Annotated in this window: 25 protein-coding genes; 11 read left to right on the top strand and 14 right to left on the bottom strand. The window is 72.3% G+C overall.

Annotated elements, in window-relative coordinates; all coding sequences use genetic code 11:
- The first annotated feature begins 93 nt into the window (after nucleotides 1-93).
- The 4 genes from ACFV20_RS17505 to ACFV20_RS17490 all read left to right on the top strand — a co-directional run bounded on the left by ACFV20_RS17505 (nucleotide 94) and on the right by ACFV20_RS17490 (nucleotide 4,470).
- Nucleotides 94-510 carry a CPCC family cysteine-rich protein gene (locus tag ACFV20_RS17505; protein ID WP_385657484.1) on the top strand — a complete coding sequence of 139 codons (417 nt, stop codon included), beginning with the start codon at nucleotides 94-96 and terminating at the stop codon, nucleotides 508-510.
- Between the two features lie 31 nt (nucleotides 511-541).
- Nucleotides 542-1,360, top strand: coding sequence for a class I SAM-dependent methyltransferase (locus tag ACFV20_RS17500; protein ID WP_385657481.1), 819 nt, complete (start codon nucleotides 542-544; stop codon nucleotides 1,358-1,360).
- Between the two features lie 197 nt (nucleotides 1,361-1,557).
- Nucleotides 1,558-2,640 (top strand): NlpC/P60 family protein, encoded by a 1,083-nt coding sequence (locus ACFV20_RS17495; RefSeq protein ID WP_385657478.1) that lies wholly within the window; start codon nucleotides 1,558-1,560, stop codon nucleotides 2,638-2,640.
- A gap of 477 nt (nucleotides 2,641-3,117) precedes the next feature.
- Nucleotides 3,118-4,470, top strand: coding sequence for a PP2C family protein-serine/threonine phosphatase (locus ACFV20_RS17490; protein WP_385657475.1), 1,353 nt, complete (start codon nucleotides 3,118-3,120; stop codon nucleotides 4,468-4,470).
- Nucleotides 4,471-4,496: 26 nt separating this feature from the next.
- On the opposite strand, the gene ACFV20_RS17485 is transcribed toward ACFV20_RS17490, so the two are convergent.
- The 3 genes from ACFV20_RS17485 to ACFV20_RS17475 form a co-directional block, all read right to left on the bottom strand.
- A complete protein-coding gene (locus ACFV20_RS17485) occupies nucleotides 4,497-4,829 on the bottom strand; it encodes a DUF2516 family protein (protein WP_385657681.1) in 333 nt (110 codons plus the stop codon).
- Nucleotides 4,830-4,947: 118 nt separating this feature from the next.
- Nucleotides 4,948-5,613, bottom strand: coding sequence for a hypothetical protein (locus ACFV20_RS17480; RefSeq protein WP_385657472.1), 666 nt, complete (start codon nucleotides 5,611-5,613; stop codon nucleotides 4,948-4,950).
- Nucleotides 5,614-5,701: 88 nt separating this feature from the next.
- Complete coding sequence (locus tag ACFV20_RS17475) at nucleotides 5,702-6,319, bottom strand: helix-turn-helix domain-containing protein (RefSeq protein ID WP_385657469.1); 618 nt, start codon at nucleotides 6,317-6,319, stop codon at nucleotides 5,702-5,704.
- Here ACFV20_RS17475 and ACFV20_RS17470 point away from each other — a divergent pair.
- Nucleotides 6,318-6,500, top strand: a complete 183-nt coding sequence (locus ACFV20_RS17470) for a hypothetical protein (protein WP_385657466.1) — start codon at nucleotides 6,318-6,320, stop codon at nucleotides 6,498-6,500. The two genes, ACFV20_RS17475 and ACFV20_RS17470, sit on opposite strands and share 2 nt — an antisense overlap.
- A 169-nt stretch (nucleotides 6,501-6,669) precedes the next feature.
- Here ACFV20_RS17470 and ACFV20_RS17465 read toward each other — a convergent pair whose 3' ends face one another.
- The gene (locus tag ACFV20_RS17465; RefSeq protein ID WP_385657463.1) at nucleotides 6,670-7,656 is read right to left on the bottom strand and encodes an alpha/beta hydrolase; all 987 of its coding nucleotides are present in this window, start codon (nucleotides 7,654-7,656) and stop codon (nucleotides 6,670-6,672) included.
- Nucleotides 7,657-7,808: 152 nt separating this feature from the next.
- Nucleotides 7,809-8,414: a GNAT family N-acetyltransferase gene (locus ACFV20_RS17460; RefSeq protein ID WP_385657461.1), complete on the bottom strand. Its 606-nt coding sequence runs from the start codon at nucleotides 8,412-8,414 to the stop codon at nucleotides 7,809-7,811.
- Nucleotides 8,415-8,522: 108 nt separating this feature from the next.
- Between ACFV20_RS17460 and ACFV20_RS17455 the strand changes: the two genes are divergently transcribed.
- On the top strand, nucleotides 8,523-8,651 hold the full coding sequence (locus tag ACFV20_RS17455) for a GntR family transcriptional regulator (RefSeq protein ID WP_385657679.1): 129 nt from the start codon (nucleotides 8,523-8,525) through the stop codon (nucleotides 8,649-8,651).
- Here the strand turns inward: ACFV20_RS17455 and ACFV20_RS17450 are convergent.
- On the bottom strand, nucleotides 8,617-9,366 hold the full coding sequence (locus ACFV20_RS17450) for a class I SAM-dependent methyltransferase (protein ID WP_385657458.1): 750 nt from the start codon (nucleotides 9,364-9,366) through the stop codon (nucleotides 8,617-8,619). The genes ACFV20_RS17455 and ACFV20_RS17450 overlap by 35 nt on opposite strands.
- Nucleotides 9,367-9,477: 111 nt before the next feature.
- Between ACFV20_RS17450 and ACFV20_RS17445 the strand changes: the two genes are divergently transcribed.
- From ACFV20_RS17445 to ACFV20_RS17435, 3 genes are read left to right on the top strand one after another with little or no spacing between them, the layout of a single operon-like run.
- Nucleotides 9,478-10,026, top strand: coding sequence for a DUF2269 domain-containing protein (locus ACFV20_RS17445; RefSeq protein WP_385657455.1), 549 nt, complete (start codon nucleotides 9,478-9,480; stop codon nucleotides 10,024-10,026).
- Nucleotides 10,027-10,074: 48 nt separating this feature from the next.
- Entirely contained in the window at nucleotides 10,075-10,662 is a 588-nt protein-coding gene (locus ACFV20_RS17440; protein WP_361116474.1) for a WHG domain-containing protein, read from the top strand.
- Nucleotides 10,663-10,667: 5 nt separating this feature from the next.
- Nucleotides 10,668-11,846 carry a GDSL-type esterase/lipase family protein gene (locus ACFV20_RS17435; protein ID WP_385657452.1) on the top strand — a complete coding sequence of 393 codons (1,179 nt, stop codon included), beginning with the start codon at nucleotides 10,668-10,670 and terminating at the stop codon, nucleotides 11,844-11,846.
- 15 nt (nucleotides 11,847-11,861) lie between these two features.
- Here ACFV20_RS17435 and ACFV20_RS17430 read toward each other — a convergent pair whose 3' ends face one another.
- The 5 genes from ACFV20_RS17430 to ACFV20_RS17410 form a co-directional block, all read right to left on the bottom strand.
- Entirely contained in the window at nucleotides 11,862-12,485 is a 624-nt protein-coding gene (locus ACFV20_RS17430) for an RraA family protein (RefSeq protein ID WP_385657449.1), read from the bottom strand.
- Nucleotides 12,486-12,509: 24 nt separating this feature from the next.
- The gene (locus ACFV20_RS17425) at nucleotides 12,510-14,600 is read right to left on the bottom strand and encodes a HelD family protein (RefSeq protein WP_385657446.1); all 2,091 of its coding nucleotides are present in this window, start codon (nucleotides 14,598-14,600) and stop codon (nucleotides 12,510-12,512) included.
- Between the two features lie 40 nt (nucleotides 14,601-14,640).
- Complete coding sequence (locus ACFV20_RS17420) at nucleotides 14,641-15,279, bottom strand: TetR family transcriptional regulator (protein WP_385657444.1); 639 nt, start codon at nucleotides 15,277-15,279, stop codon at nucleotides 14,641-14,643.
- A 26-nt stretch (nucleotides 15,280-15,305) separates the two neighbouring features.
- Nucleotides 15,306-17,495 (bottom strand): phosphotransferase family protein, encoded by a 2,190-nt coding sequence (locus ACFV20_RS17415; RefSeq protein WP_385657441.1) that lies wholly within the window; start codon nucleotides 17,493-17,495, stop codon nucleotides 15,306-15,308.
- A 258-nt stretch (nucleotides 17,496-17,753) separates the two neighbouring features.
- Nucleotides 17,754-18,617 (bottom strand): GntR family transcriptional regulator, encoded by an 864-nt coding sequence (locus ACFV20_RS17410; RefSeq protein ID WP_385657438.1) that lies wholly within the window; start codon nucleotides 18,615-18,617, stop codon nucleotides 17,754-17,756.
- A 194-nt stretch (nucleotides 18,618-18,811) separates the two neighbouring features.
- On the opposite strand from ACFV20_RS17410, the gene ACFV20_RS17405 reads away from it, so the two are divergent.
- Nucleotides 18,812-18,994 carry a hypothetical protein gene (locus tag ACFV20_RS17405; protein ID WP_385657435.1) on the top strand — a complete coding sequence of 61 codons (183 nt, stop codon included), beginning with the start codon at nucleotides 18,812-18,814 and terminating at the stop codon, nucleotides 18,992-18,994.
- Here ACFV20_RS17405 and ACFV20_RS17400 read toward each other — a convergent pair.
- Together ACFV20_RS17400 and ACFV20_RS17395 are read right to left on the bottom strand one after the other, a co-directional pair.
- On the bottom strand, nucleotides 18,991-19,713 hold the full coding sequence (locus ACFV20_RS17400; RefSeq protein WP_385657432.1) for an HAD family hydrolase: 723 nt from the start codon (nucleotides 19,711-19,713) through the stop codon (nucleotides 18,991-18,993). The genes ACFV20_RS17405 and ACFV20_RS17400 overlap by 4 nt on opposite strands.
- 26 nt (nucleotides 19,714-19,739) lie before the next feature.
- Nucleotides 19,740-20,633, bottom strand: a complete 894-nt coding sequence (locus tag ACFV20_RS17395; RefSeq protein ID WP_385657429.1) for a winged helix-turn-helix domain-containing protein — start codon at nucleotides 20,631-20,633, stop codon at nucleotides 19,740-19,742.
- Between the two features lie 147 nt (nucleotides 20,634-20,780).
- Between ACFV20_RS17395 and ACFV20_RS17390 the strand changes: the two genes are divergently transcribed.
- Nucleotides 20,781-20,969 carry a hypothetical protein gene (locus ACFV20_RS17390; protein ID WP_031143363.1) on the top strand — a complete coding sequence of 63 codons (189 nt, stop codon included), beginning with the start codon at nucleotides 20,781-20,783 and terminating at the stop codon, nucleotides 20,967-20,969.
- Between the two features lie 36 nt (nucleotides 20,970-21,005).
- On the opposite strand, the gene ACFV20_RS17385 is transcribed toward ACFV20_RS17390, so the two are convergent.
- Nucleotides 21,006-21,839: a winged helix-turn-helix domain-containing protein gene (locus ACFV20_RS17385; protein WP_385657426.1), complete on the bottom strand. Its 834-nt coding sequence runs from the start codon at nucleotides 21,837-21,839 to the stop codon at nucleotides 21,006-21,008.
- Nucleotides 21,840-22,096 lie beyond the last annotated feature (257 nt).

Raw genomic sequence — 22,096 nt, 5'->3', positions numbered from 1 at the left:
AGGGAGGGGCCCTGGTTTGAGTCACCGGGGTGCGGGCCGGGGCGAGCGGTGCTTTCCCGGCGGCGAACCCCAGGGCGCTTATCCTTCACCGGCATGACAGGCACACGGCATGACCCCGCACCGTCCCCGCCGCCCGAGGAACTCCTCCCCTGCCCGTGCTGCGGCCACCGCACCCTCGGCGAGCTGTGGGCCTACGAGATCTGCCCGGTCTGCTACTGGGAGGAGGACCCCTTCCAGCTCCGCCACCCCACGGCCGGCTTCGGCCCCAACCACGGGCTGAGCCTGATCGAGGCGCAGGCGAACTACCGGCGGATCGGTGCCGTGACCGAGGAGATGCGGCGCCACGTACGGCCGCCACGGGACGACGAGCCGCTGGACCCGGGGTTCCGGCCGGCCGACCCGGACCGGGACCCGTTCGAGCAGGGGCCGGCCCACGACCCCATGCCCGACGACCTCACCTCCCTGTACTACTGGCGCCCCACGTACTGGCGGCGGCACCTCGCCCCCTGACCGGTGGCGGAAGCCGCTTAACCTCGTAGGCATGACATCCCGCGCGGCGACCCGACCCCTGGGCACGGTGACGCGCGGGACGACCAACCCCAACCGGCTGCGCCGCATGGACCGCTGGATCGCGGCGACGCACGGCGCCGAGCTGCGCCGCGCCGCCGACCCGGTCGCCGTCGACCTCGGGTACGGCGCGGCCCCCTGGACGGCCGTCGAGCTGCTGCGGCGGCTGCGCACGGTCGCCCCCCGCACGCGCGTGGTCGGCATCGAGATCGAACCGGCCCGGGTCGCGGCGGCGCTGCCCTACGAGCGGCCGGGGCTCGCCTTCCGGCACGGCGGCTTCGAGATCCCGATCCCGCAGCGGCCCCTGCTCGTCCGCGCGGCCAACGTGCTGCGGCAGTACGACGAGGGCGAGGTCGCGGCGGTGTGGCAGCGCCTGTGCGCACGGCTCGCACCGGCGGACCCGGCGGCCGGGTCGCGCGGCGGGCTGCTGGTCGAGGGGACCTGCGACGAGATCGGACGCCGGCACGTGTGGGTCGCGCTCGGCCCGGAGGGGCCGCGCACGGTCACCTTCGCCACCCGGCTCGGCTCCCTGGAGCGCCCCTCCGACCTGGCGGAACGCCTGCCGAAGGCCCTCATCCACCGCAACGTCCCGGGCGAGCCGGTGCACGCCTTCCTGCGGGACTTCGACCGCGCCTGGGCGGCCGCCGCCCCCTACGCCTCCTACGGCGCCCGGCAGCGCTGGATCCGCGCGGTACGGGACCTGACGGCCGACTGGCCGGTGACGGACGGGCCCGCGCGGTGGCGGCAGGGCGAAGTCACCGTGCGCTGGGCCGCTTTGGCCCCGGGTGCCTGATTCCTCCCGCCCGCGCAGGGGCCGTTGGAACGATCTCCTTGAGTCGTTCGTCACACAGACCGGGAGATCGTCACCCGGGGGGCATGGCGACGCGGGGGCGGCGGGAAGTACTACCCCTGTCGCTTTCCCTGCCGACATGGCAGCATCCCCAGGCGAGCCGCATGTTACTGACGGTTAATCAGTTTGGGGGCTGAGGTATGGGTACGGGCAAGCGTGGCCTGATCGCGACGGCGGTGGCCGTGGTCTGTGCGGTCACGGTGCTGGCCGCACCGGGCACGGCGTTCGCGAACCCCACCCCCTCTCCCACTCCCAGCGCGACCTCCGCACCCGCCAAGGACCTCGAGGCCGTCCGCAAGAAGCTCGACCGGCTCTACCGCGCCGCCGGCCGCGCCACCGACGAGTACAACGCCGCCGACGAGAAGGCGGACAAGCAGTCCGCCGAGGTCGTCGCGCTGGCCAAGAAGATCGTCAAGGGCCAGGACAAGCTCAGGAAACTCAAGGACCGCGCGGGCGCCGCGGCCGCCGCCCAGTATCGCGGGGGCGGACTGCCGCCCGAGGCCCACCTGGTGCTGAGCGACGACCCGCAGGACTTCCTCGACGGCGCGGGCCGCGTCCGCGAGGGCCATCACGCGACCAAGGGCCTCCTCGGCGAACTGACCCGCACACAGGAGGACTTGGAGCAATACGCCAAGGACGCCTCCGCGCAGCTGAAGAGGCTGGAGGCGGGCCGCAAGGCCAAGGCCGCCGCCCAGAAGAAGATCGAGAAGCAGATCGCGCAGGCGGAGAAGCTCGAGTCCGAGCTGCAGAAGGAGGAGCAGGAGCGCCTCGCCGAGCTGGAGAAGGAGGCGGCGGACAAGGCGCAGACCGCCTGGCTCGACTCCGGCATCCTCGAGGAGATCGACGGCAAGGCCTCCGCGCAGGGCAAGAAGGCCGTGAAGTACGCCACGGCCCAGATCGGCAAGTGGTATCAGTGGGGCGCCGAGGGGCCGAGGACGTACGACTGCTCGGGGCTGACGTCACAGGCCTGGATATCCGCCGGGCGCGGCATCCCCCGCACCTCGCAGGAGCAGTGGAAGCGGCTGCGGCACATCGACATCCAGGACATGCGCCCCGGCGACCTCATCATCTACTTCGGCGACGCCAGCCATGTCGCCATGTACATCGGGGACGGAGCGATCGTGCACGCGCCGCGCCCCGGACGGACCGTGACGATCGCGGGCGCCGGGACGATGCCCATCCTCGGGGTGGTACGGCCGGACGCGGACGCGGACGCGGGCTGAGGGCCGACGCCCGCAGACGCCAGACGCCAGACGCCGACCGAGCCACGGCGCGGCACGGCACGGCACGGCACGGCACGGCACGGCACGGCACGGCACAACAAGTCATGCGCGGCAGCAAGACACGGAACGGCGCGGCAAAGTAAGGCACAACGCGGCATGGCACGGCACGACACGGCACGACACGGCACGACACGGCACGGCACACCGGATATCGGACGCCCGCGGTGAGCTGGCCCACGTGACCCACCGCACGGTTTCTTGCGGGTCGGCCGTGCGCTGACGTGACGTTCGTCATCCCCGCAGCATCTCCGAGCTGTCCAACTGAGGGGCATATCGCGGCATATGACGCCGGCCGGTGGCGCAGCGGCGTGGCTCACACCATTCCAATGCGGCGCCGACACCCGCTATGGTCCCGCTCGGTGGGTCGAGGTCCCTCGCCCCGCCATGCCCTCGGGGGGAGGGAAGGAACCCAAGACGATGCCCGTACCCATACCGCGGCAGAGAGCGATCCCGGCCGCGGAGAGTGGTCAGGCGCAGGCCGTGTCCCCGCGCGGCGGCTCGGCCGAGGAGTCCGCGAAGGACACCTCGCCCACCGGCCGCACGCCGGACACCGCCGGAATCACCGACACCACGGACAAGGTGGAGAACAACACCGCCCACACCAACCTGACGCTGCTGCTGATCGAGGACGACCCGGCCGGTTCGCCGATCGTGCCGGACATGCTCGACCAGGCAGGCAAGCCGATCCGCGTCCGCACGGCCCGCAACCTGACGGAGGCCGGCCGGCTGCTGACCGACGACGTCCACTGCATCCTGCTGGACCTGGCGCTGCCCGCGCCGGGCCACGCCGATTCGGCGGACGAGCTCGCCGTGCTCCGGCACGTGCTGGAGCTCGCGCCCCGGCACGCCGTGCTGGCGCTGACCGCGTCCGGTGACGCCGAGCGCGGCGCCGAGGCCGTGCGGGTGGGCGCCCAGGACTACCTCTTCCGCGACGAGCTCGACGGCAGGCTGCTGAGCCGCGCGATCCGCTACGCGGTGGAGCGCAAGCGCTCCGAGTCGGCGGAGCGCAGGCTCGCCGAGGGCAAGCTGCGCGCGCAGGAGAACCGTCGCCTGGAGCGCGGTCTGCTGCCGACGCCGCTGCTGGAGGGCTCGTCGCTGCGGTTCGCCGCCCGGTACCGCCCGGGCCGCTCGCGCGCGCTGCTCGGCGGCGACTTCTACGACGTGGTGCGCACGCCGGACGGCACGGTGCACGCCATGATCGGCGATGTCTGCGGGCACGGCCCGGACGAGGCCGCGCTCGGTGTGGAGCTGCGGATCGCGTGGCGGGCGCTGACCCTGGCGGGCCTGTGCGGCGACCAGCTGCTGGGCACGCTCCAGCAGGTGCTGGAGCACGAGCGGGCCGACGACGAGATCTTCGCGACCCTGTGCACCGTGGACATCGCGCCGGACGGCCGCCGGGCCGGGCTGTGCCTGGCGGGTCACCCCTCGCCGCTGCTGGCCCGACCGGGCAGACCGGCCCGCCTGCTGCCCTACGACAACAACGGCCCGGCCCTCGGGCTGCTGCCCGGCGCCCGCTGGCCGCGGATGCAGGTGGAGCTGGGCGCCGAGTGGAGCCTGATGCTCTACACCGACGGCCTGATCGAGGGCCACATCGGCCAGGGCCGGGAGCGGCTCGGGCAGGACGGCATGACGGAGATGATCCGCCGCCAGCTCGCCGAGGGCCTGCGGGGCGAGCAGCTGCTGCGGGCGGCGGTGAACGAGGTGCGCGACCTCAACGGTGGCGAGCTGACGGACGACGTGGCGGTGCTGCTGCTGGACCGGGTGCCGTAGCCCCGGTACAGCTGCTCCGAGAGCCCTTACCGGCCGCCGTTCCAGGGGCCGTAGGGGCCGTCGCTGCTCGAGCCGCGGTTGCTGCGGCCGCCGCCCGGGAGCGCCCGGATCGCGGGGCGGACGTCGACCATGTACACGATCGTCGCGATGAGGCCGATGATCGGCAGGAACGACAGGATCGGGAAGAGCAGGTTCACCACGAAGGCGACCCCGAGGACGATCAGCCAGAAGGGCTTGGTCTTCTTGTCCGCCGCGCGGAACGCGTCCTCCCGGCGCACGGCGGCGTCGAGCAGCGCGAAAGCGCTGAAAACGATCAGGGCCATGCTCAGAAGCCACATGAACCCCGCGAAGCCCTGCATCAGCACAACGTCCACCACCTGACTCGGCTCGTCCTACGCGGTCACCGTACCCGTACAACGGGCCGGACACCCCCAGGGTGCCCGGCCCGTGTGGCCTTCGCAGTACTGCCCCGCCGTACTACTTCGCGGGCGGGGTGGTCTTCTTGGCGGTGGTGGGCTTGCGCACCGGGGTCTTCTTGGCGGCCGGGGCCTTCTTCTCCTGGGCGGCGACGGGCTTCGCCGGCTCCTCCGTGACCGCGACCGGCTGCGGCTTCGGCTTCGGCTCGACGGCCACGGCCAGCTCCTCGACGCCCTCGGCGACGTCCTCGATGCTGTCGGCGGCCTCGCCGCGCCAGGTCCGCACGGCCTGCTCGCCGTGCTCGGCGACCTTCTCGTACGTCTCACGGGCCTTGACGGCGTACTCGGCGGCCACGCCGACACCGCGCAGCGCGAAGTCCTGGGCGCTCTCGCCGATCTTCTTCAGGTCCGCGTCGATGGTGCTGCCGAGCTTCTTGATGTCGACGTCGATGGAGCCGATGAACTGCGTGACCTTGGTCTGCAGGGTCTCCTGCGTCTCCTTGACGCGGGCGGAGGCTTCCTTGGCCCGCGCGGAGGCCCTCTCCTGGACGGCCTTGGTGTCGGTGTTGCGGACGGCGTCGAACCGCGCGGGGGCTTCGGAGCGCAGCTGCTCCACCAGGGCCGGCACCTTCTTGGCCTGCTGAAGGGCGAGGTCGGCGGTGCCTGCGGCGAAGTAGAGCGGCGTCGGGTCGCTGAGGGTCTTGCGCAGGTCGTCGGTGATGGCCATGGTGATGGTCCTCCCGGATTCTGTATCGCTCGAGGGTTCGGCTGAGGGTTGTGTGATCCGCGGCGGGCGGCCCATGCCCTGGTCCGGCTCAGCCGGCCGTCTGCTGCGGATCGGTGTCACTGCGGCCGCCGCTCTTGCGGGTGCGGCGGGTGGCGGTCGTACCGCCGTCGTTCGTGCTGTCGTTCTGTGCGGCGCTCGTGCGGCTGCGGCGCCGGGCGGACTGACCGCCGTCGGCCGGGCCGGCGGAGGGTATCCCGGTGCCGGGAGCGTCCCCGTCGACGCTCACCGCACCGTCGGCGGTGACGACGCCGACGACGCCCGCGCGCTCCGAGCCGTCACTGTCCCCGGCCCCGTCCCCGAATCCGTTCTCCTTGCGGAAGGACTCGTAGATCTGGAGCAGCACCTGCTTCTGCCGCTCGTTCAGCGTCGGGTCCGCGAGGATGACGGCGCGCGTCTCCACCTCGTCCCGGTCGCGCTCGGCGTCGAGGATGCCGGCCCGGACGTACAGCGTCTCGGCGGAGATACGCAGCGCCTTGGCGACCTGCTGCAGCACCTCCGCGCTCGGCTTGCGCAGCCCGCGCTCGATCTGGCTCAGATACGGATTGGACACCCCGGCGGCGTCGGCGAGCTGCCGCAAGGACAGCTGCGCGGTGCGCCGCTGCTCGCGCAGGTAGTCACCGAGATTGCCGACGTTGAGCGAGGCCATGCCTCCACAGTGCAACACCCCGCTAACTATTGCAAGCACCCGCTTGCAAAAGTGCGCCACACCACGCGACGGTGCCCCGCTCGCAACCGTCCTGTTGACCGTTCTCGCCGACGCCCCGGCCGCCCTCGCCGCCGTCGAGAACGGTCACACCTCGGGCAAGGTCGTCATCAAGGTCGCATGAGTAGCGCCGGTGCCGGACTCCGGGATGTCCGTCACGCGATATGAGGCCTCGCGGTTCCGCTCCTCCCGGGCACGTCCGGCCGGCTCTCTGACCTCGAACACCAGACGGCCGCCAGACCGCAGTGCCTCGTACGCGCCGCGCGGGGTCTCGCGCCATGCCTGCGGATCGTTCAGTCCTGGAGGGTGGTGAGCCAGTCGGTCAGCAGGGTGTTGACCTGTTCGGGGCGTTCCTGCTGGATCCAGTGGCCGCAGCCGTCCAGGAGGTGGGAGGCGGACAGGGCGGGGAGGGTGGTGGGGTGGGCGCTGATGGCGTCGGCCATCCAGGTGGTGGAGGCGTCCAGCGCGCCGCCGATGAACAAGGCGGGCTGTGGGAGCGGGGCTCCACGGTAGGGGGCGAGGTCTTCCCAGTCGCGGTCCATGGCGCGGTAGCGGTTGAGGGCGCCGGTCAGGCCGGTGCGCTCGAACTCCCCGGCATAGACGTCGAGATCCTCCTCGCTCAGCCATGCCGGGAGCGGACCGGCGGGAAACCGGTCGCGCATCCGGCCGCCCGGGGTGATGAAGTGCGGGTCGGGTTCGCCCTCGGCCGGCATGGTGGCGGCGGACAGGGCCGCGTAGAAGCCCGCGAGCCAGCCCCGGACGTCGGGCTCGATCTCCGCCTCGGCGCGGCCGGGCTGCTGGAAATAGGAGACGTAGAACTCCTGCTCGGGGCCGCCGATTTGGCTGAAGACGTCGCTGGGGCGGGGGCCTCCGGGCGGCGCGTACGGGACGCTCAGCAGACCGACCGCGCGGAAGACCCCCGGGTGGAGCAGGGCGGAGGCGGCGGCGATGTTGGAGCCCCAGTCGTGGCCGACGACCACCGCGCTGTCCTCTCCCAGGGCGCGCACGACGGCGAGGTTGTCCTCCACCAGGTCGAGCAGACGGTAGGCATCGACCGCGGCGGGCTTGGAGGAGCGGCCGTAGCCGCGTACGTCCATCGCCACCGCCCGGTACCCGGCCGCTGCGAGGGCCGGGAGCTGGTGGCGCCAGGAGTACCAGGACTCGGGAAAGCCGTGCACGAGCAGGACCAGCGGGCCGCGGCCCTGCTCGACCACGTGCAGGCGTCCGGCCGGGGCTTCGACGGTGCGGTGGCGGAGGGCGGCGGTCGGCTCGGATCGCATGGGCGTCTTCTCCTCGGTTCGCGGGCGGCCGGGGGCTCGCGTCGATCATGCGGCGCGGCGGCGACCGAACGCGATCGACGTTGCCGTTCCGGCAAACCCGCTGACGCCTCGCTCAGCGCCTGTTCTCCGCCCCGCGTGATCCGCCGGTGCGCTCAGACCAGGAACGCGTGCAACCCGGCCACCGCGAGGGTCTGTTCGGCTTCCCAGGCCTCAAAGGTGCTCACGGGCCGGAAGCCGAGGCGGGCGGCCAGCGCGAGGGAGCGGGTGTTGGCCGTCTGGGTGACGATCAGGACCGGCTGATCGGGCAGTTCGGCCGCGGCGGTGCCCAGCGCGGCGGTGGCCGCTTCGAAGGCCAGCCCCTTGCCCCAGCCCTCGCGGCGCAGGACGTAGGTCAGTTCCAGTTCCCCGCCCTCCTCGGTGACGTGTCCGGGGAGGTCGGACGGGCGTCGGTGCAGCAGGAGCGTCCCGACGAGGCGGTCGGTCGTCCGGTCCGCGATGACGAACGTGCCCGGCTTGTCGGTGACGTACTGGACCCCCGTCGCGTCGAAGTACTGCTCGACAGCACTCCGCGGCCTCGGCCCCCCGAGGTGCGACCGCACCTGTGGATCGGTCTGCAACTCCACGAACCCGGCGCGGTCGGCGTCGCGCGCCTTGCGCAGCCGGAGCCGGGGTGTGGTGATCTCCGTGGCGGAGAGGGTGGGTGAAGTGGCCGCCGGGGCAGGGGGACCCGGTGTTTTCGGTGTGTTCGGCGAGGTCATGGATCCCATCCTGACCGGGGCGACCGACTCACTCGGACTTGGCGAGCCCCTCGACGATGCAGAAGGGATGCCCGGCCAGGGTCCGGTGAGCCGGCGGCGGACAGGCCCATCCCCTCCGAGAGCCACCTTGCCGACGAGTACGGCGTAGCACGACTGACCGCCCGGCGGACCGCACAGGAACTCCGCGAGCGCGGCCTGATCGTCACCGTGCGGGGCAAGGGTTCCTTCGTCGTCTAACAGTCGGTCGCCGACGCCCCCACAGAAGACGAACCGAACGGCTGAGGCCACCGCCCCGACCGCGCCCTACCCCGGCTTGTACGCCAGGAACGTTTCCCGCCCGCCTCTTCGCCCCGCCCTCCGGTTCCTGCAGCATCCGTGTCGTGACCACCAGCCCGGCCCGGGCGAGCAGTTCCGCGATGCGGTCCGGTGGCAGCAGGTGGGACTCGTAGGACACCGGATGGTCGCCGTACGCCCGGGTCGGGTGCAGGTGTTCGCCGTTGCCGACGTGGCCCGACAGCATCAGGCGGCCCCCGGGTGCGAGGGTGCGGTGGAACTCCGCGAAGACGGCCGGCAGCCATTGCGGCGGGGTGTGGTGGGTGGAGTAGTACGCCAGGATGCCGCCGAGTGCCCCACTGTCGATCTCCAGTGCGGTCATCGAGCCGACGGTGAAACGGAGTTCCGGGTGGGCCGCCCGGGCCAGTTCCACCATCTTCGGGGACACGTCCACGCCGAAGGCCGGTACGCCCAGGGCGGCCAGGTGCGCCGTCACCTTGCCGGGGCCGCAGCCCAGGTCGGCGACCGGCCCGAGGGGGGCCGCGAGTTCGGCGAAGGCGGCCAGCATCGCGCGGGACACCGGGTCCAGTTCGGCGGGCTCCGGGACGATGCGGACATAGGCGGCGGCGACGGTGTCGTAGGACTCGCGGATCGCGGTGAGGTGGGACGGCTCGGTCATGCCGCGACCGTAGGGGGCGGCGGTGACACCGGCCCGTACTCCGGCGTCGGTACGCCGGTCTACTCCCGCGGGGAGACGACCGCGCGGCCCCGGCCCGGCAGGGTGACGGGCATGGACATCGAAACGAGGCACAAGCCGGACACGAGGCCGCCCCGGAGGCTGGGCCGGTCCGCCCGCCGGGCCGTTCTCGTCGTGCACGTCACCACCTCCGCCTGCTGGCTCGGGCTCTCGCTCGGGCTGCTCGCGCTCGGGGCCACCGCGGCCACCACCGGATCCCACCCGACCGTGGAGGCCTCCGTCCGGGCCATGCGGCTCTTCGCCGACTGGCTGCTCCTGCCCATCGCCCTGTTGACGCTCCTCAGCGGCCTGCTGCTGTCACTGGGCACGACGTGGGGCCTGGCCAGGTACCGGTGGGTGTACACGAAGTTCTGGCTGACCCTCGCCACCACCACGGCCACGGTCTTCGCCCTGCGCCCCGCGGTGCACGCGGCGGTCACAGCCGTCGCCGCGGGCGGGCCGCTGCCGGACGCCGGTGACGTGCTGTTCGGGCCGGTCGTGTCGCTGTCCGCCTACGTCTTCATGACGGTGATCTCCGTCCTCAAGCCGTGGGGGAAGACCCGCCGCGGCCGCAGAAACATAACCACACAGCCATTTGCCTAAATGTTTTAGGGATGGGCATACTTCCTTCAGGTACAAGGGAGGGCCCTTATGGCACGTGCAGGACTGACACCCCAGCGGCTGACGGAGGCCGGCGCCGAACTCGCCGACGAGGTCGGCTTCGAGCAGGTCACCGTCTCCGCACTGGCCCGCCGGTTCGACGTCAAGGTCGCGAGTCTGTACTCGCACGTGCGGAACTCCCAGGATCTGAAGACGAGGATCGCCCTGCTCGCCCTCACCGAACTCGCCGACCGGGCCGCCGACGCACTGGCCGGACGGGCCGGCAAGGACGCCCTGTCCGCCCTGGCGAACGTGTACCGGGACTACGCCCGGGAACACCCCGGCCGCTACGCCGCCGCCCAGCTGCGGCTCGACCCGCAGACCGCGGCCGCGAGCGCCGGGGTCCGGCACGCGCAGATGACCAGGGCCCTGCTGCGCGGCTACGACCTGACGGAGCCGGACCAGACCCACGCGGTCCGGCTGCTCGGCAGCGTCTTCCACGGCTACGTCAGCCTGGAGCTCGGCGGCGGTTTCAGTCACAGCGCTCCGGACACCGAGGAGACCTGGGCCCGGATCCTCGACGCCCTCGACACGCTGCTGCGGAACTGGCCCGCGGCCCCCACCGATCCCCGAGGCTGACACCCATGCACACCGAGCACGACTGGATCACCACGCCCGTCACGGCGGACCTGCTGCGCGGCGCCCTCGACGTGGAGCGCACCGAGCACGGCCTGCTCCCCCACCGCCTGCCCGCCCGGGCCCGCGCGCAGAACACCAACCCGCAGCTGGCGATGGCCGAGGCCCAGCCCTCCGGCGTACGGCTGGCGTTCCGCACCGCCGCGACCGCCGTCGAGCTGGACACGCTGCGCACCAAGCGCGACTACACCGGCTTCCCGTCCCGCCCGGACGGCCTGTACGACCTGCTCGTCGACGGCCGCCCGGCCGGCCAGGCCACCGGGACCGGCGGCAACGTCCTCACCGTCGACCTGACCACCTGGGAGAGCGAGCTCACGCCCGGCCCGGTCGGCACCGTCCGCTTCACGGACCTGCCGGCCGAGGAGAAGGACGTCGAGATCTGGCTCCCGCACAACGAGACCACCGAGCTGGTCGCCCTGCGCACCGACGCCCCGCTCGTGCCGGCACCGGACCGGGGACGCCGGGTGTGGCTGCACCACGGCAGCTCGATCAGCCACGGCTCGGACGCCGCGAGCCCCACGGCCATCTGGCCGGCGATGGCCGCGGCGCGCGGCGGTGTCGAGCTGATCAACCTCGGTCTGGGCGGCAGCGCGATGCTCGACCCGTTCACCGCACGCGCCATGCGGGACACCCCGGCCGACCTGATCAGCGTGAAGATGGGCATCAACATCGTCAACCAGGACGCGATGCGGCTGCGCACCTTCGGCCCCGCCGTGCACGGCTTCCTCGACACGATCCGCGAGGGCCACCCGGACACCCCGCTGCTGCTCGTGTCCCCCATCCACTGCGCCATCCACGAGGACACGCCGGGCCCCACCGCCCCCGACGTGGAGGAGATCCGCAAGGGCCGCCTGGTCTTCTCCGCCATGGGCGACCCCGCGGAGACGCCCACCGGCAAGCTCACCCTGACCGTGATCCGCGAGGAGCTGTCCCGGATCGTCGGGCAGCGCGCCGCCGACGATCCGAACCTGCACTACCTCGACGGCCTCGACCTCTACGGCGCGCAGGACGCCGCCGCGCTCCCCCTGCCCGACCACGTCCACCCGGACGCGGCCACCCACCGTCACATCGGCGACCGCTTCCACGCACGGGTCTTCGCCGACGGCGGGCCGTTCGCCGCGAAGTAGCGACCGGCCGGCCGGTCAGCCCTCGAAGCCCTGGTCCGCCAGGATCCGGTCGATGCGGGTGCGGTGGGCCGACTCCCAGGCGTCCAGGGTCTCGTCGGCCTCCTTGGCCAGCTTGGCCCGGGCCGCCGCCAGGACGTCCTCGCGGCGGGCCGCGGGCACCACCACCACGCCTTCCTCGTCGGCGACGACCGTGTCGCCCGCGTCGACCGCGACCCCGCCGCAGCGCACCCGCCCGTTCAGCGGCCGGGCGGCCGACTTGGTGCCCGGGATGGGGATGACACCGCGGGCGAACACCGGGAAGCGCAGGTCACGGACCTCGCCGAGGTCGCGGATCAGCCCGTCGGCGACGAACGCGGCGATGCCCCGGCGCTGCGCGACGGCGCACACGTTGCCGCCGGCCAGGGCGTAGTCCAGGTCGCCGGACTCCACGACGACGACCGAGCCGGGGCCGGCCCGGTGGATCGCGGCGTGCAGCATCAGGTTGTCACCGGGAGGGCAGGTGACGGTGAAGGCCGGTCCGGCCACCCGTGGCACGGGTCCCCACAGGGGCCGGACGCCGATGTCCATGACCTGCTCGCGGCCCAGCAGATCGGCCAGGGTGGTCGTGGGGATGTCCGTGAACGCGTCGACGTCAGTCATGACACGGACCCTAACCACCCTTCCCTAGAAGGGCAGTGGCCTCCCCCGCACCACCTCGAGCCGGGAGACCGCCCGGGTCAGCACCACGTACAGCCGGTTGAGTCCCCGTTCCTCGGCCTCGGCGATCGCGGCCGGCTCGACGGCCACGACCTGGTCGTACTCCAGGCCCTTGACCACGCTCGCCGGCACCAGGGCGACCGGGGCGCCGAGTTCGTCCGGGCCCGCCGCCCCGATCCCGGCCGCGTCGAGCGCCGCCCGCATCCGCGGAACGTCCGCGTCGGCCGCGACGACCCCCACCGAGCCCTCCCGGCCCAGCGCGTCCCGCACGGCCGCCACGACCGCCCCGGGCACGCCGTCCACGGTCGTCTCCCGCAACCGCAACTCGCCGTCGGCGCGCAGCGAACGGGCCGCCGGCACGTCCACGTCGAGGCGGTCCAGCAGCCGGTTGGCGAGCTCGAGGACGGCCTGCGGCACCCGGAAGCCGGTGGTCAGGGCGACCACGGCCGCGTCGGGTTTGCCCAGGTGCGTGAGGACCGTGCGCCAGGACCGCGCCGCCCACGGTGTCGTCCCCTGCGCGAGGTCACCGAGCACCGTCAGCGAACCGAAGCGGGCCCGCCGGGCGATCGCCCGGCACTCCATCGGGGACAGGTCCTGTGCCTCGTCGACGACGACGTGCCCGTACCCCTCCGGGTGCTCGATCAGGCCCGCCACCTCGTCGAGCAGCACGAGGTCGGCGGCCGACCAGCGCGCCGACTTCCAGGACCTGGGCGGCCGCCGCCACAGCAGGGCCCGCTGCTCACCGGCGTCGAGGAGCCCCTCGGCCGCCGTCGCCAGCGCCTCCTCGTCGCCGAGCAGTCCGGCCACCACCTCCTCGGGCCGCACCCGCGGCCAGACGGTGTCGACGTACGCCGACACCGGCCGGGTCCGCTCGATCCACCGCACCCAGGCGTTCGGGGGCGGCCCGGACCGCCGCTCGGCCTGCTCGCGCAGACACCGCACGATCCGCGCCCGCACCCGCTCCCGCCCGACCCCGTACGGCGGTTCCTCCTCCCGCACCCGTGCCACGATCTCCGCCAGCTCCGCCGCCGGGACCCGCCACCGGTACGACCCGTCCGGCACCGTGAGCGAGGCGCCGCCGCCGTCGGCACGCACCCGCGCGTACAGCGCGCGCCGGAGCACCTCGGCCATCCGGGCGTCGTGCTTCACGAGGGCGGCCGGCCCGTCGTCGGCGCCCCGGACGGGGCAGCGGGCGATCTCCTCCCCCAGGGTCGACTGCCGCACGCCGGTCTCGCCGAGGGCCGGCAGCACCTCGGCGATGTACGACAGGAAGGTGCGGTTGGGTCCGAGGATCAGCAGACCACCGCGCCGGATGCGCTGCGGGTACGTGTAGAGCAGGTACGCCGCCCGGTGCAGCCCGACGGCGGTCTTGCCGGTGCCCGGCGCGCCCTGCACGCACACCGACACCGGCAGGTCCCCCCGTACGAGGTCGTCCTGCTCGGGCTGGATCGTGGCGGCGATGTCCCGCATGGGCCCGACCCTGGGCCGTTCGATCTCCCGGGCGACGATCTCGCTGTCGCGGGTCTCCCCCCGCTCCAGGTGCTCGTCCTCCAGGCCGGTGAGGTCCCGGGAGTCGCCCCGGCTGCCGGGCGCCCAGCCGAACCGCCGCCGCACGGCGACGCCCTGCGGGTCACGCGCCGAGGCCTGGTAGAAGGCGCGCGAGACGGGCGCACGCCAGTCGACGACGAGGGGCGGTGCGGCCGGGTGCTCGGAGATCCGCAGCCGCCCGATGTGCAACGGCCCCTCCCCGCTCTCCCGGGCGCTCTCCCGGGCGCTCACCAGGGCGCTTTCCTGGGCGCTTTCCCGGGCGCTTTCCCGGGCGCTCACCAGGGCGCCGAAGAACAGCGGCCCCTCGGGCAGTTCCCGCAGCGCCTTGGCCCGGCTGCGCAGCCGGTACCCGAGGACTTCGGCGTCGGCCCCGGACGCGGACACGTCCTCACCGGTGACGACCTGCTCACCGGCGCCCTCCACCATCGCGGCGAGAGCGGTCCGGCAGCGTTCGTGGTGGGCGCGTTCCTGGTCGAGGGCGTGCTGGAGGGAGGGCTCGGTGGAGGTCATTCCCCCGAGCGTACGCGAAAATCTAACCGAGTTAAATAAATTACCGAGTCTCACTCGTGGATCCGTGAGGCCGGAGGCCGGGAGGCAGCGCGGCCGCGAGCCGGCCGAACGCCCGCTCCGCCGCCGCCACCGCGTCCGGCCGCACGTCGGCCACGCGCTCCCCCGCGGCCATCCGCCGCCAGTTCTCCAGCGCCAGCACCCGCAGCACGGCCATGATCTGCCCGGCGGCCAGCCGCGCGTCCAGGTCCCCTCCGAGTACCTCGGCGAGCGCGGCCTCCGACCGCTCCTGGTGCGCGTACGCCCGGGCGACCAGGGAGGGCGTGCCGTAGAGCAGCGCGTGGAAGGCCAGCACCTCGGGGTGGTCGTTGAGCCCGGTCACCGGGTCCCCCCGCTCCAGCCCCTCCACGAAGTGCCGCCGCAGCGCCTCCACGGGCGCCGCCCGGGCCTGCGCCACCACCCGGGCCGCCTCCCCCTCGTGGTCGGCGATCCGGTACAGCACCAGGTCCTCCTTGGCCGGGAAGTACCGGAACAGCGTCGGCTTCGAGATGTCGGCCGCCGCCGCGATCTCCGCGACGGACACCGCGTCGAACCCCTTCTCCAGGAAGAGCCGCACGGCGATGTCCGACACCGTCTCGTACATCCGCTGCTTCTTGCGCTCACGCAGGCCCGGGTTGGTCATACCGGGGAGCCTACGCAGCGGCGGGCTCAGGCCAGGGCGCGGGCGAGGTACGGGTTCGCCGTGGAGCGCACCGGGAGGCCGAGCGAGCCCGTGGCGACGGCCAGCGTCACTGCGTAGGAGTCCACCGCCCGCCGGACGTTGGGGGCGTCCAGGCTCGCGCCCGTCACGATGCGGTCCAGGTCGACGTAGGCGGAGCGCACGATCTCCAGCCTGCGGTACACCCGCCAGTCCGTGCGCCAGTCGCGGGTGTACGCGGCGGGCAGCAGCCGCTCCCAGCGGCGGAACATGCGCTCCCTGATCTCCGGCCGGGTCGGTGTGAGGTGCATGTGCCGGACGAGGTCGTAGAGGGGGTCGCCGACGACGGCCATCTCCCAGTCGATGATGGTCAGCGCCAGCCGGTCGTCACGGCGTACGAGGTTCCAGGGGTTCAGGTCGCCGTGCAGGAGCGCGGGCTCCCGGTCGCTCACCTCGTGCCGGGACAGGATCAGCTGCAGCCGGTCCGGGTCGGGCAGCCCGAGGTGCCGCGCCAGCTGCTGCGAGGCCTTCGGCAGGTCCCGCACCAGGGAGACCAGCTGGTCCCGCAGCCAGCGGTGGAAGGCGCCCTCGCCGGCCGTCGGGTCGACCTGCTCGTACCTGACCCGCGTCAGGGCGCACAGCTGGTCCACCAGGCCGTCCGCCTCGTGCGGCAGCAGACCGTGCACGGGGTGGTTGGGGGGCCGGTCGACGTCCCGCGGCCCGACGTAGGTGTGCAGGGCGATGGTGTCGCTCTGGTAGGTCTCGCCCAGGGCGAGCACCCGCGGGGCCGCCACCCCGACGGACGACTCCTCGATCGCGCGCAGCACGGCGTGCTCGCTGAGGAAGCCGCGCTCCCGGCGACACACCTCGGGCAGCTTCCGCCGTACGACCACGGGTGAGTCGAAGCCCGGCACCGCCACGACGGTGTTCAGGTGCGCGGTGCCCTTGAACACCCGTCCCGCGGGCGCGGCCCCCTCCGCCAGCAGGGCCTCCCGGACCGCCGAGGACGGGAAGTCGCCGCGCTCGGGCACCCGCCGGTCGGGGCGCCACTCGAACGCCTCCGCGATCCACGCCCGGCCGCTGATGTCCCCGTTCATCCGTGACACCAGCCAACGGAACAGGGCGCGCCGGATCTCGCCCTCCCGCGGCACACCGACGAGCCGCAGCGGTTCCGCCGCCGCCTCCAGGGCCCGGCGCACCTCGGCCGTCGCCTCGTCCAGACTCGTCTGCGTGAACGATTCCTCCAGCGACCGGGCGGCCCTCATCACGTCGGGGAAGACGGACTGCGCCCGCTCGAACGCCAGATAGTGCCGCAGATCCCGCCCCAGACCGCTGACCGCGGCCGGCCGGACCCGCTGCATGGCCTCGCCCCAGGCGTCGACCACTTCGGCCCACTGGTGCGCCGGGTACCGCATCCGCACGAGATGCGTCGCGAGGTCGTGCAGCGGGTCGCCGTAGGTGGCGAGCTCCCAGTCGACGCAGATCAGGGGCGGGTCGCCCGCGTACGACACGATCACGTTGTCACGGTGCAGGTCGGCGTGGAGCAGGCTGTAGGGCCGCCGGGCCATCGCGGGCACCCGGCCGGCCAGTTCGGTGAGCGCGTCCTCCGGGATGCCGAGCGCTGCGAACAGCCCACCGAAAGCAGTCCAGTTGGGCCGCCTGATCTGCCGGTCGGCCAGATGGGCCAGCGTCTGGAGGAAGCCCTGGCTGTCCGTGTCCTTGCGGGGCCAGACGGAGGGCAGGGCGGGCAGCGCGCCCCGCCGTACGTGGGCCATCTGGGCGAGCAGCCCGGCCAGGGCCCGGATCAGCAGGGTGTCGACGGGTTTGCCGTCGGCGCAGACGCTGGAGAGCGGAACGCCCTCCACGAAGCTGTGGACGGCGAAGTCCTCCCCCTTGACCAGACATTCCGGAGCGTGCGGCAGCACTCCCCGGACGGCGCCGAGGATCTCCGCCTCGTCCTGCCACGTCCGGATGACGACGGGCAGCGCGTCCGGACGCCGGATCCGGACCGTCACCGACGTCCCCGGCTCCCGCCCGACCAGGCGGGCCATGCTCTCCGTGAGCGGAACAACGTAGTTCCGGTTGTGGTGGCCGCTGGTCGCCACGCCCCGCTCGGCGGCCCGCTGTACGAAGGCGCGCCAGGTGGCGTCGTGCGAGGCGCGCTCCCCGAGCAGAGGACGGGAAGGAGAGGGTGCGCCCACGGGCCGCTCCGGAAGTACGAGAAGGGGGGACGGTCAGGCAAACGGTAGGTTCGCGGTCGGTACCGCGCACGGCGGAGTGCGCCATCACGGGTGGTTTGCCACTCATCCGCATGAGCGTGCGCGAGCTTGTTCGATGGCGGCCGGTCGGCCCTCTCCCATACGAACGAGGACGAGCGGATGACTCAATCGCTGCACGGTGCGGGAATGCTACACCCGGCGGTCCCCCGTGCCCCTGCCGTCTCCGGAGTGCCTGTTCCGCTACTCGGGCCCCTCGGACAACAGGTCCCACACGGAGCCGTACCACTTGCGCATGCTGTCGACGAAGACGCTGCCGGCCGAGTCCGGATCGTCGTCCTGGACGTGGTGCGTCAGCGTGGCACCGAGACCGAGGACATCGAGGGCCCGCAGCTGATCCCCGTTGTCCAGGACCAGATCGCGCTCGACGATCTGGTAGAGGCCGTGCAGCACCTCGACCCCGTTGATGACGTACAGCTTGAAGGTCGGTGTCAGGGGCGCGTGCCGGATGCGGAACTCCACGGACGGAACCAGTGCCGCCGCCTTCAGTTCCCTCAGCACGTGCGTCAGGGACTCGGTGCTCCGCCTGGTGATGGTGCGGAAGCGGTCCCTCAGGCGGGGGGCGTCCGCGGGGTCGAGGGCGCGCGGATAGGGCAGCTCCAGCGACTCCGACGGCAGCAGGACGCGCAGGGCGATGCGCTGGGGCGCGATCTCGCGGGAGCGGATCCGCTCTGCCTGCAGCCGGATGTGGACGTCCAGCGACTCGGACGTCAACGTGTAGACGTCCAGCGTGACGTCCTCCTGCTCGAACGCCGCGCCGATCAGCGGGCCGAGCCGTTGGCTGCTCGTCGGCGACTGGATCCGCTGGGACTTGATCACCCGGGTGCCGCTGCCCTGGCGGGACTCGATCCAGCCTTCGCTCTTCAGCTCCGCGAGGACCCGCTGCACGGTGTCGCGGGAGACACGGAACTCGGCGGCCAGCTCACGCTGGGACGGCAGGCGCGAGTGCAGCGGATAGCGGCGGCCGCCGGCGATCCGCGCCCGCAACTCGGTCGCGACGCGCTCGAACTCTCTGCCGCCGCCTTCGCCGGCCTGCCCCTCGCTCACACCGCGACCGTACCTCTTCCCCCGGGCGGTCAAACCGCCGTCAGCCGGCTCGGCCAGTCAACTTTGGCGGACAACTGGGCTGCCGGTTAAGGGATCAGTACCCCAGGGCAGAACCACCGTGCGACAACCAGTCCAATTGGACTGCAAGTTGATCGCTCATCGGGAAGTGGTTCCGGGGTGGGTCTGGGGGCGCCATGAAACTCGCACAACTGCTGTCCGCACTCTTCGGCTTGACCTTCGAGCGCGTGATCGAGACCCGCTACGGCCCCTCCGGCGTCCTCTGCCTGTTCCTCCTCGGAGCCGGCCTGCGCACCCGGAACCCCACCTGCCTGATCATCGCCGCCGTTCTTCTCGGCCTGTTACTCGCCCAGCGTTAGGGCCGCCGCAGGCGCAGCAGCCGCAGCAGCGGCTCCAGGGAGTCCAGGACCACCTCGGCCCCGGCGGCCTTCAGGAGCTCGGCCTTCCTCGCGTTGCGGGCGTACCCCAGGAAGGGCACGCCCGCGCCCTCGGCCGCCTCGTGGTCGGACGGGGTGTCGCCGATCATCAGGGCGTCGCCCGGCGCAACCCCCATCGCGTTCAGCGCCCGGTTCAGACAGTGCGGATGCGGCTTCAGGTGGTGCAGTTCCTGGGTCCGGCCGTAGATGTGCGGGGCGAAGCAGCCGGCGAGGCCGCGCCCCGCGAGGTACTTGCGGACCACCCGCGGCGAGTTGTTCGTGGTGATGGCCAGGCGGGAGCCCACGGCGGTCCAGGTGCGGATCAGCGGGTCGGCGTAGGCGGTCGGCCAGGCCGAGGACGCGGCCCGCAGTTCCTCCTGGGTGAGACGTTCCTCCAGCTCGGCGACGAGGTCGCTGCCGGGGTGGCGGCGGTCCACGGCGCGCAGCACCACGTGCGGGTCGAGGGACTCCCGCTCGGTCTCGGTGAGCAGAGCGTGCAGGCCCCGGCCCTCCAGCCAGGACACCAGGTCGCTCGCCACCTGTTCCGCGGAATGCCCGGCGAACAGACGGCAGATGGGCCCGTCGAAGTCCCAGAGCACGACACGCGCGCGTCCGGTCAGATCGCGGAGTCCGTACGGATCGTTCTCGGTCTCGATTGTCACCGCACCAGTCTGCGTCGTATCAGGAGTCACGAGGAGAGTGTCAGGTCGGTCGTGATGGTTTCCCAGAGGGCGTCGAACCACTTCTGGGATTCCTCCACGAACGCCGCGTCCCGCCGGCCGGCCCGCCGGGCGAAGGAGAACAGCAGGGACTTGGAGCCCAGGACGTCGTACATGTCCAGGGTCCGGCTCCCCCACTCCTCCTCGCGCCTGGTCAGCATGTAGTAGCCCATCAGGGCCTCTTCCCCGTTCAGGAGGTACAGCTTCACCGGCGGGGTGAACGGCAGGGCCCGGAAGCGGACCCGGACGTCCATGCCGTGGGTGGAGCGCAGCGCGAGCAGGTTGTGCTGCAGCACCTGGCCCTGGGCGTTGCGCATGGCCAGCCAGCGCTGGTGGACGGAGTCGTCCTCACCGTGGGACTCGACCGGGACGGGGAAGGCGAGTTCGATGTCGCGGGACGGGACCAGGATGCGGACGTCGATCGACTCGGGGCGGATGCGGCCCTCGTGGATCAGGCGCAGCGGCTCGCCCAGGGCGACCATCAGCGTCTCGGCGGTGTGACAGACGACGTCGGCGCGCACGGCGCGTGCCGAGAACGCCTCCACCAGGCGCGGGGCCAGGCCCACCATGGTCGGCTGGGGCTCGCCCCGGGCGGGGGCCGGGGCCGCTACGCGCGGGGGGCTGCCCTTGCTGACATTGGTGAGGAGACCGTCCCCCTGGAGGACCCGCAGGGCCTGGCGGACCGTGCCGCGCTCGACGCCGAACTCCTCGGCGAGTTCCGCCTGGGTGGGCAGGCGGTCCCCCGGCTTGAGCTCACCGGCGCGGATGCGTTCCCGCAGGCTGTCGGCGATCTCCTGGGGCGATGACCTTCTGCTGCCGTTGACTGCCACGTTCTCCGCCACACTCTCTTGGGTCACGACCAAACGCTACAACTCTGATTTATCTGGCGGGAGTTGTTCGGAAGTTGTTTATGACTAGGGGCCAAGTGGGGACAACTTAATCAGAGTTGGTTGCCAACTTCTCGGAGTTGGCGGAAGTTTTGCTTCCGGACTTCCGAAGGGGGAACACCGATGCCCGCCCTCGCTCTCCTCTCCGCCGCCTTCGTCGTCGCCTTCGAGCAGCTCGTCCAGTGGAAGTACGGTCCGGCCGGCATCGTCGGCCTGATCCTTCTCACCGTGGGCGTCAAGGCCAAGAGCCCGGCCGTCAGCTCCGCCGGAGCGGTCGTGCTCGCGCTGCTGATGACGGGGCCCGCCCGATGAGTCACCGCACCACCCCGAAACGGCCCGTGGGGGACGTCAGCCCGTGAGCACCAGCTCCGAACTGATCGTCTCCCACAGTGCGTTGAACCACAGGTGCGACTGCTCCACGAACGTCGTGTCCCGCAGCCCGGCGCCCTGCCGGAAGGCGAACAGCATGGACCGGGTGCCCTGGGCGTCGTACAGCGCGGGCTGCGCGCGGTCGGTCTCGGCCTCCCGGCGCGTCAGCGTGTAGTAGGCGAACAGCGCCTCCGTGCCGTTGAGCAGGTACAGCTTCACCGGCGGGGTGAAGGGCAGCGCCCGGAACGTGACATGCACGTCGATGCCGTGCGTGGCACGCAGGGCCAGCAGATTGTGCTGGAGGACCTGCCCCTGCGCGTTGCGCATCGCCAGCCACCGCTCGTGCACCCAGTCGTCACCGCGCCCCTCGACCGGCACCGGGAAGGCCAGGTCGATGTCCCGGCTCGGCAGCAGCACCCGGACGTCGACCTTGGCCGGTTTCAGCCGCCCGGCGTGGATCTGGCGCAGCGGCTCACCGATGGCGAGCGTCAGGGAGACGGACGTCAGGCACACGGCGTCGATCTCGACGTGCTCCACCTCGAACGCCTTGGCTATCCGTGGCGCGAGGGCCACCGTCGTGGGCCGCGGCAGCGCTTGTGGGCCGGTCAGCGCACCGGCGGGGTCGGACGCGACGGTCGCCGGGCTGCCCTTGGACACATTGGTGAGCAGCCGCTCCGACTGCAGGACCCGCAGCGCCTGCCGCACGGCACCGCGCTCGACCTGGAACTCGTGTGCCAGCTGGGCCTGGGTGGGCATGCGCTCGCCGGGGCGCAGCGCCCCCGACCTGATCCGGGCACGCAGCTCCTCGGCCACCTCGTGAGGGGTTCGCCGTGGCCGCCCTGACCTCTTCCGTCCTCGGACGGAGTCGTCCTCCGGGTGCGCTTCCGGGTCCACACCGGCACAGTACAACTTCCCGCCATCTTTGGGCAGTTCAGCGGAAGGTGGTTATGAGCCGCTTCCGGGCGGAGATAAGTACTGTGAAGTTGGTAGCCAACTTGGGGAACATGGTCACACCTTCAAGGAGGTTGGCCACCCGCCAGAGGACTCCCTTCCGGAGGGGAGCCGGGAGT

It is taken from the genome of Streptomyces sp. NPDC059696, assembly GCF_042733745.1.
GTDB lineage: Bacteria > Actinomycetota > Actinomycetes > Streptomycetales > Streptomycetaceae > Streptomyces.
The sequence above is the reverse complement of the archived record's forward strand: the minus strand, read 5'-3'. Positions and strand labels throughout refer to the sequence as shown.

Excerpts from the sequence above, each read along its gene's own strand:
- ACFV20_RS17505 (WP_385657484.1), top strand. The coding sequence starts at position 94 with ATGACAGGCACACGGCATGACCCCGCACCGTCCCCGCCGCCCGAGGAA.
- ACFV20_RS17500 (WP_385657481.1), top strand. The coding sequence starts at position 542 with ATGACATCCCGCGCGGCGACCCGACCCCTGGGCACGGTGACGCGCGGG.
- ACFV20_RS17495 (WP_385657478.1), top strand. The coding sequence starts at position 1,558 with ATGGGTACGGGCAAGCGTGGCCTGATCGCGACGGCGGTGGCCGTGGTC.
- ACFV20_RS17490 (WP_385657475.1), top strand. The coding sequence starts at position 3,118 with ATGCCCGTACCCATACCGCGGCAGAGAGCGATCCCGGCCGCGGAGAGT.
- ACFV20_RS17485 (WP_385657681.1), bottom strand. The coding sequence starts at position 4,829 with ATGCAGGGCTTCGCGGGGTTCATGTGGCTTCTGAGCATGGCCCTGATC.
- ACFV20_RS17480 (WP_385657472.1), bottom strand. The coding sequence starts at position 5,613 with ATGGCCATCACCGACGACCTGCGCAAGACCCTCAGCGACCCGACGCCG.
- ACFV20_RS17470 (WP_385657466.1), top strand. The coding sequence starts at position 6,318 with ATGCCTCCACAGTGCAACACCCCGCTAACTATTGCAAGCACCCGCTTG.
- ACFV20_RS17475 (WP_385657469.1), bottom strand. The coding sequence starts at position 6,319 with ATGGCCTCGCTCAACGTCGGCAATCTCGGTGACTACCTGCGCGAGCAG.
- ACFV20_RS17465 (WP_385657463.1), bottom strand. The coding sequence starts at position 7,656 with ATGCGATCCGAGCCGACCGCCGCCCTCCGCCACCGCACCGTCGAAGCC.
- ACFV20_RS17460 (WP_385657461.1), bottom strand. The coding sequence starts at position 8,414 with ATGACCTCGCCGAACACACCGAAAACACCGGGTCCCCCTGCCCCGGCG.
- ACFV20_RS17450 (WP_385657458.1), bottom strand. The coding sequence starts at position 9,366 with ATGACCGAGCCGTCCCACCTCACCGCGATCCGCGAGTCCTACGACACC.
- ACFV20_RS17445 (WP_385657455.1), top strand. The coding sequence starts at position 9,478 with ATGGACATCGAAACGAGGCACAAGCCGGACACGAGGCCGCCCCGGAGG.
- ACFV20_RS17440 (WP_361116474.1), top strand. The coding sequence starts at position 10,075 with ATGGCACGTGCAGGACTGACACCCCAGCGGCTGACGGAGGCCGGCGCC.
- ACFV20_RS17435 (WP_385657452.1), top strand. The coding sequence starts at position 10,668 with ATGCACACCGAGCACGACTGGATCACCACGCCCGTCACGGCGGACCTG.
- ACFV20_RS17430 (WP_385657449.1), bottom strand. The coding sequence starts at position 12,485 with ATGACTGACGTCGACGCGTTCACGGACATCCCCACGACCACCCTGGCC.
- ACFV20_RS17425 (WP_385657446.1), bottom strand. The coding sequence starts at position 14,600 with ATGACCTCCACCGAGCCCTCCCTCCAGCACGCCCTCGACCAGGAACGC.
- ACFV20_RS17420 (WP_385657444.1), bottom strand. The coding sequence starts at position 15,279 with ATGACCAACCCGGGCCTGCGTGAGCGCAAGAAGCAGCGGATGTACGAG.
- ACFV20_RS17405 (WP_385657435.1), top strand. The coding sequence starts at position 18,812 with ATGAAACTCGCACAACTGCTGTCCGCACTCTTCGGCTTGACCTTCGAG.
- ACFV20_RS17390 (WP_031143363.1), top strand. The coding sequence starts at position 20,781 with ATGCCCGCCCTCGCTCTCCTCTCCGCCGCCTTCGTCGTCGCCTTCGAG.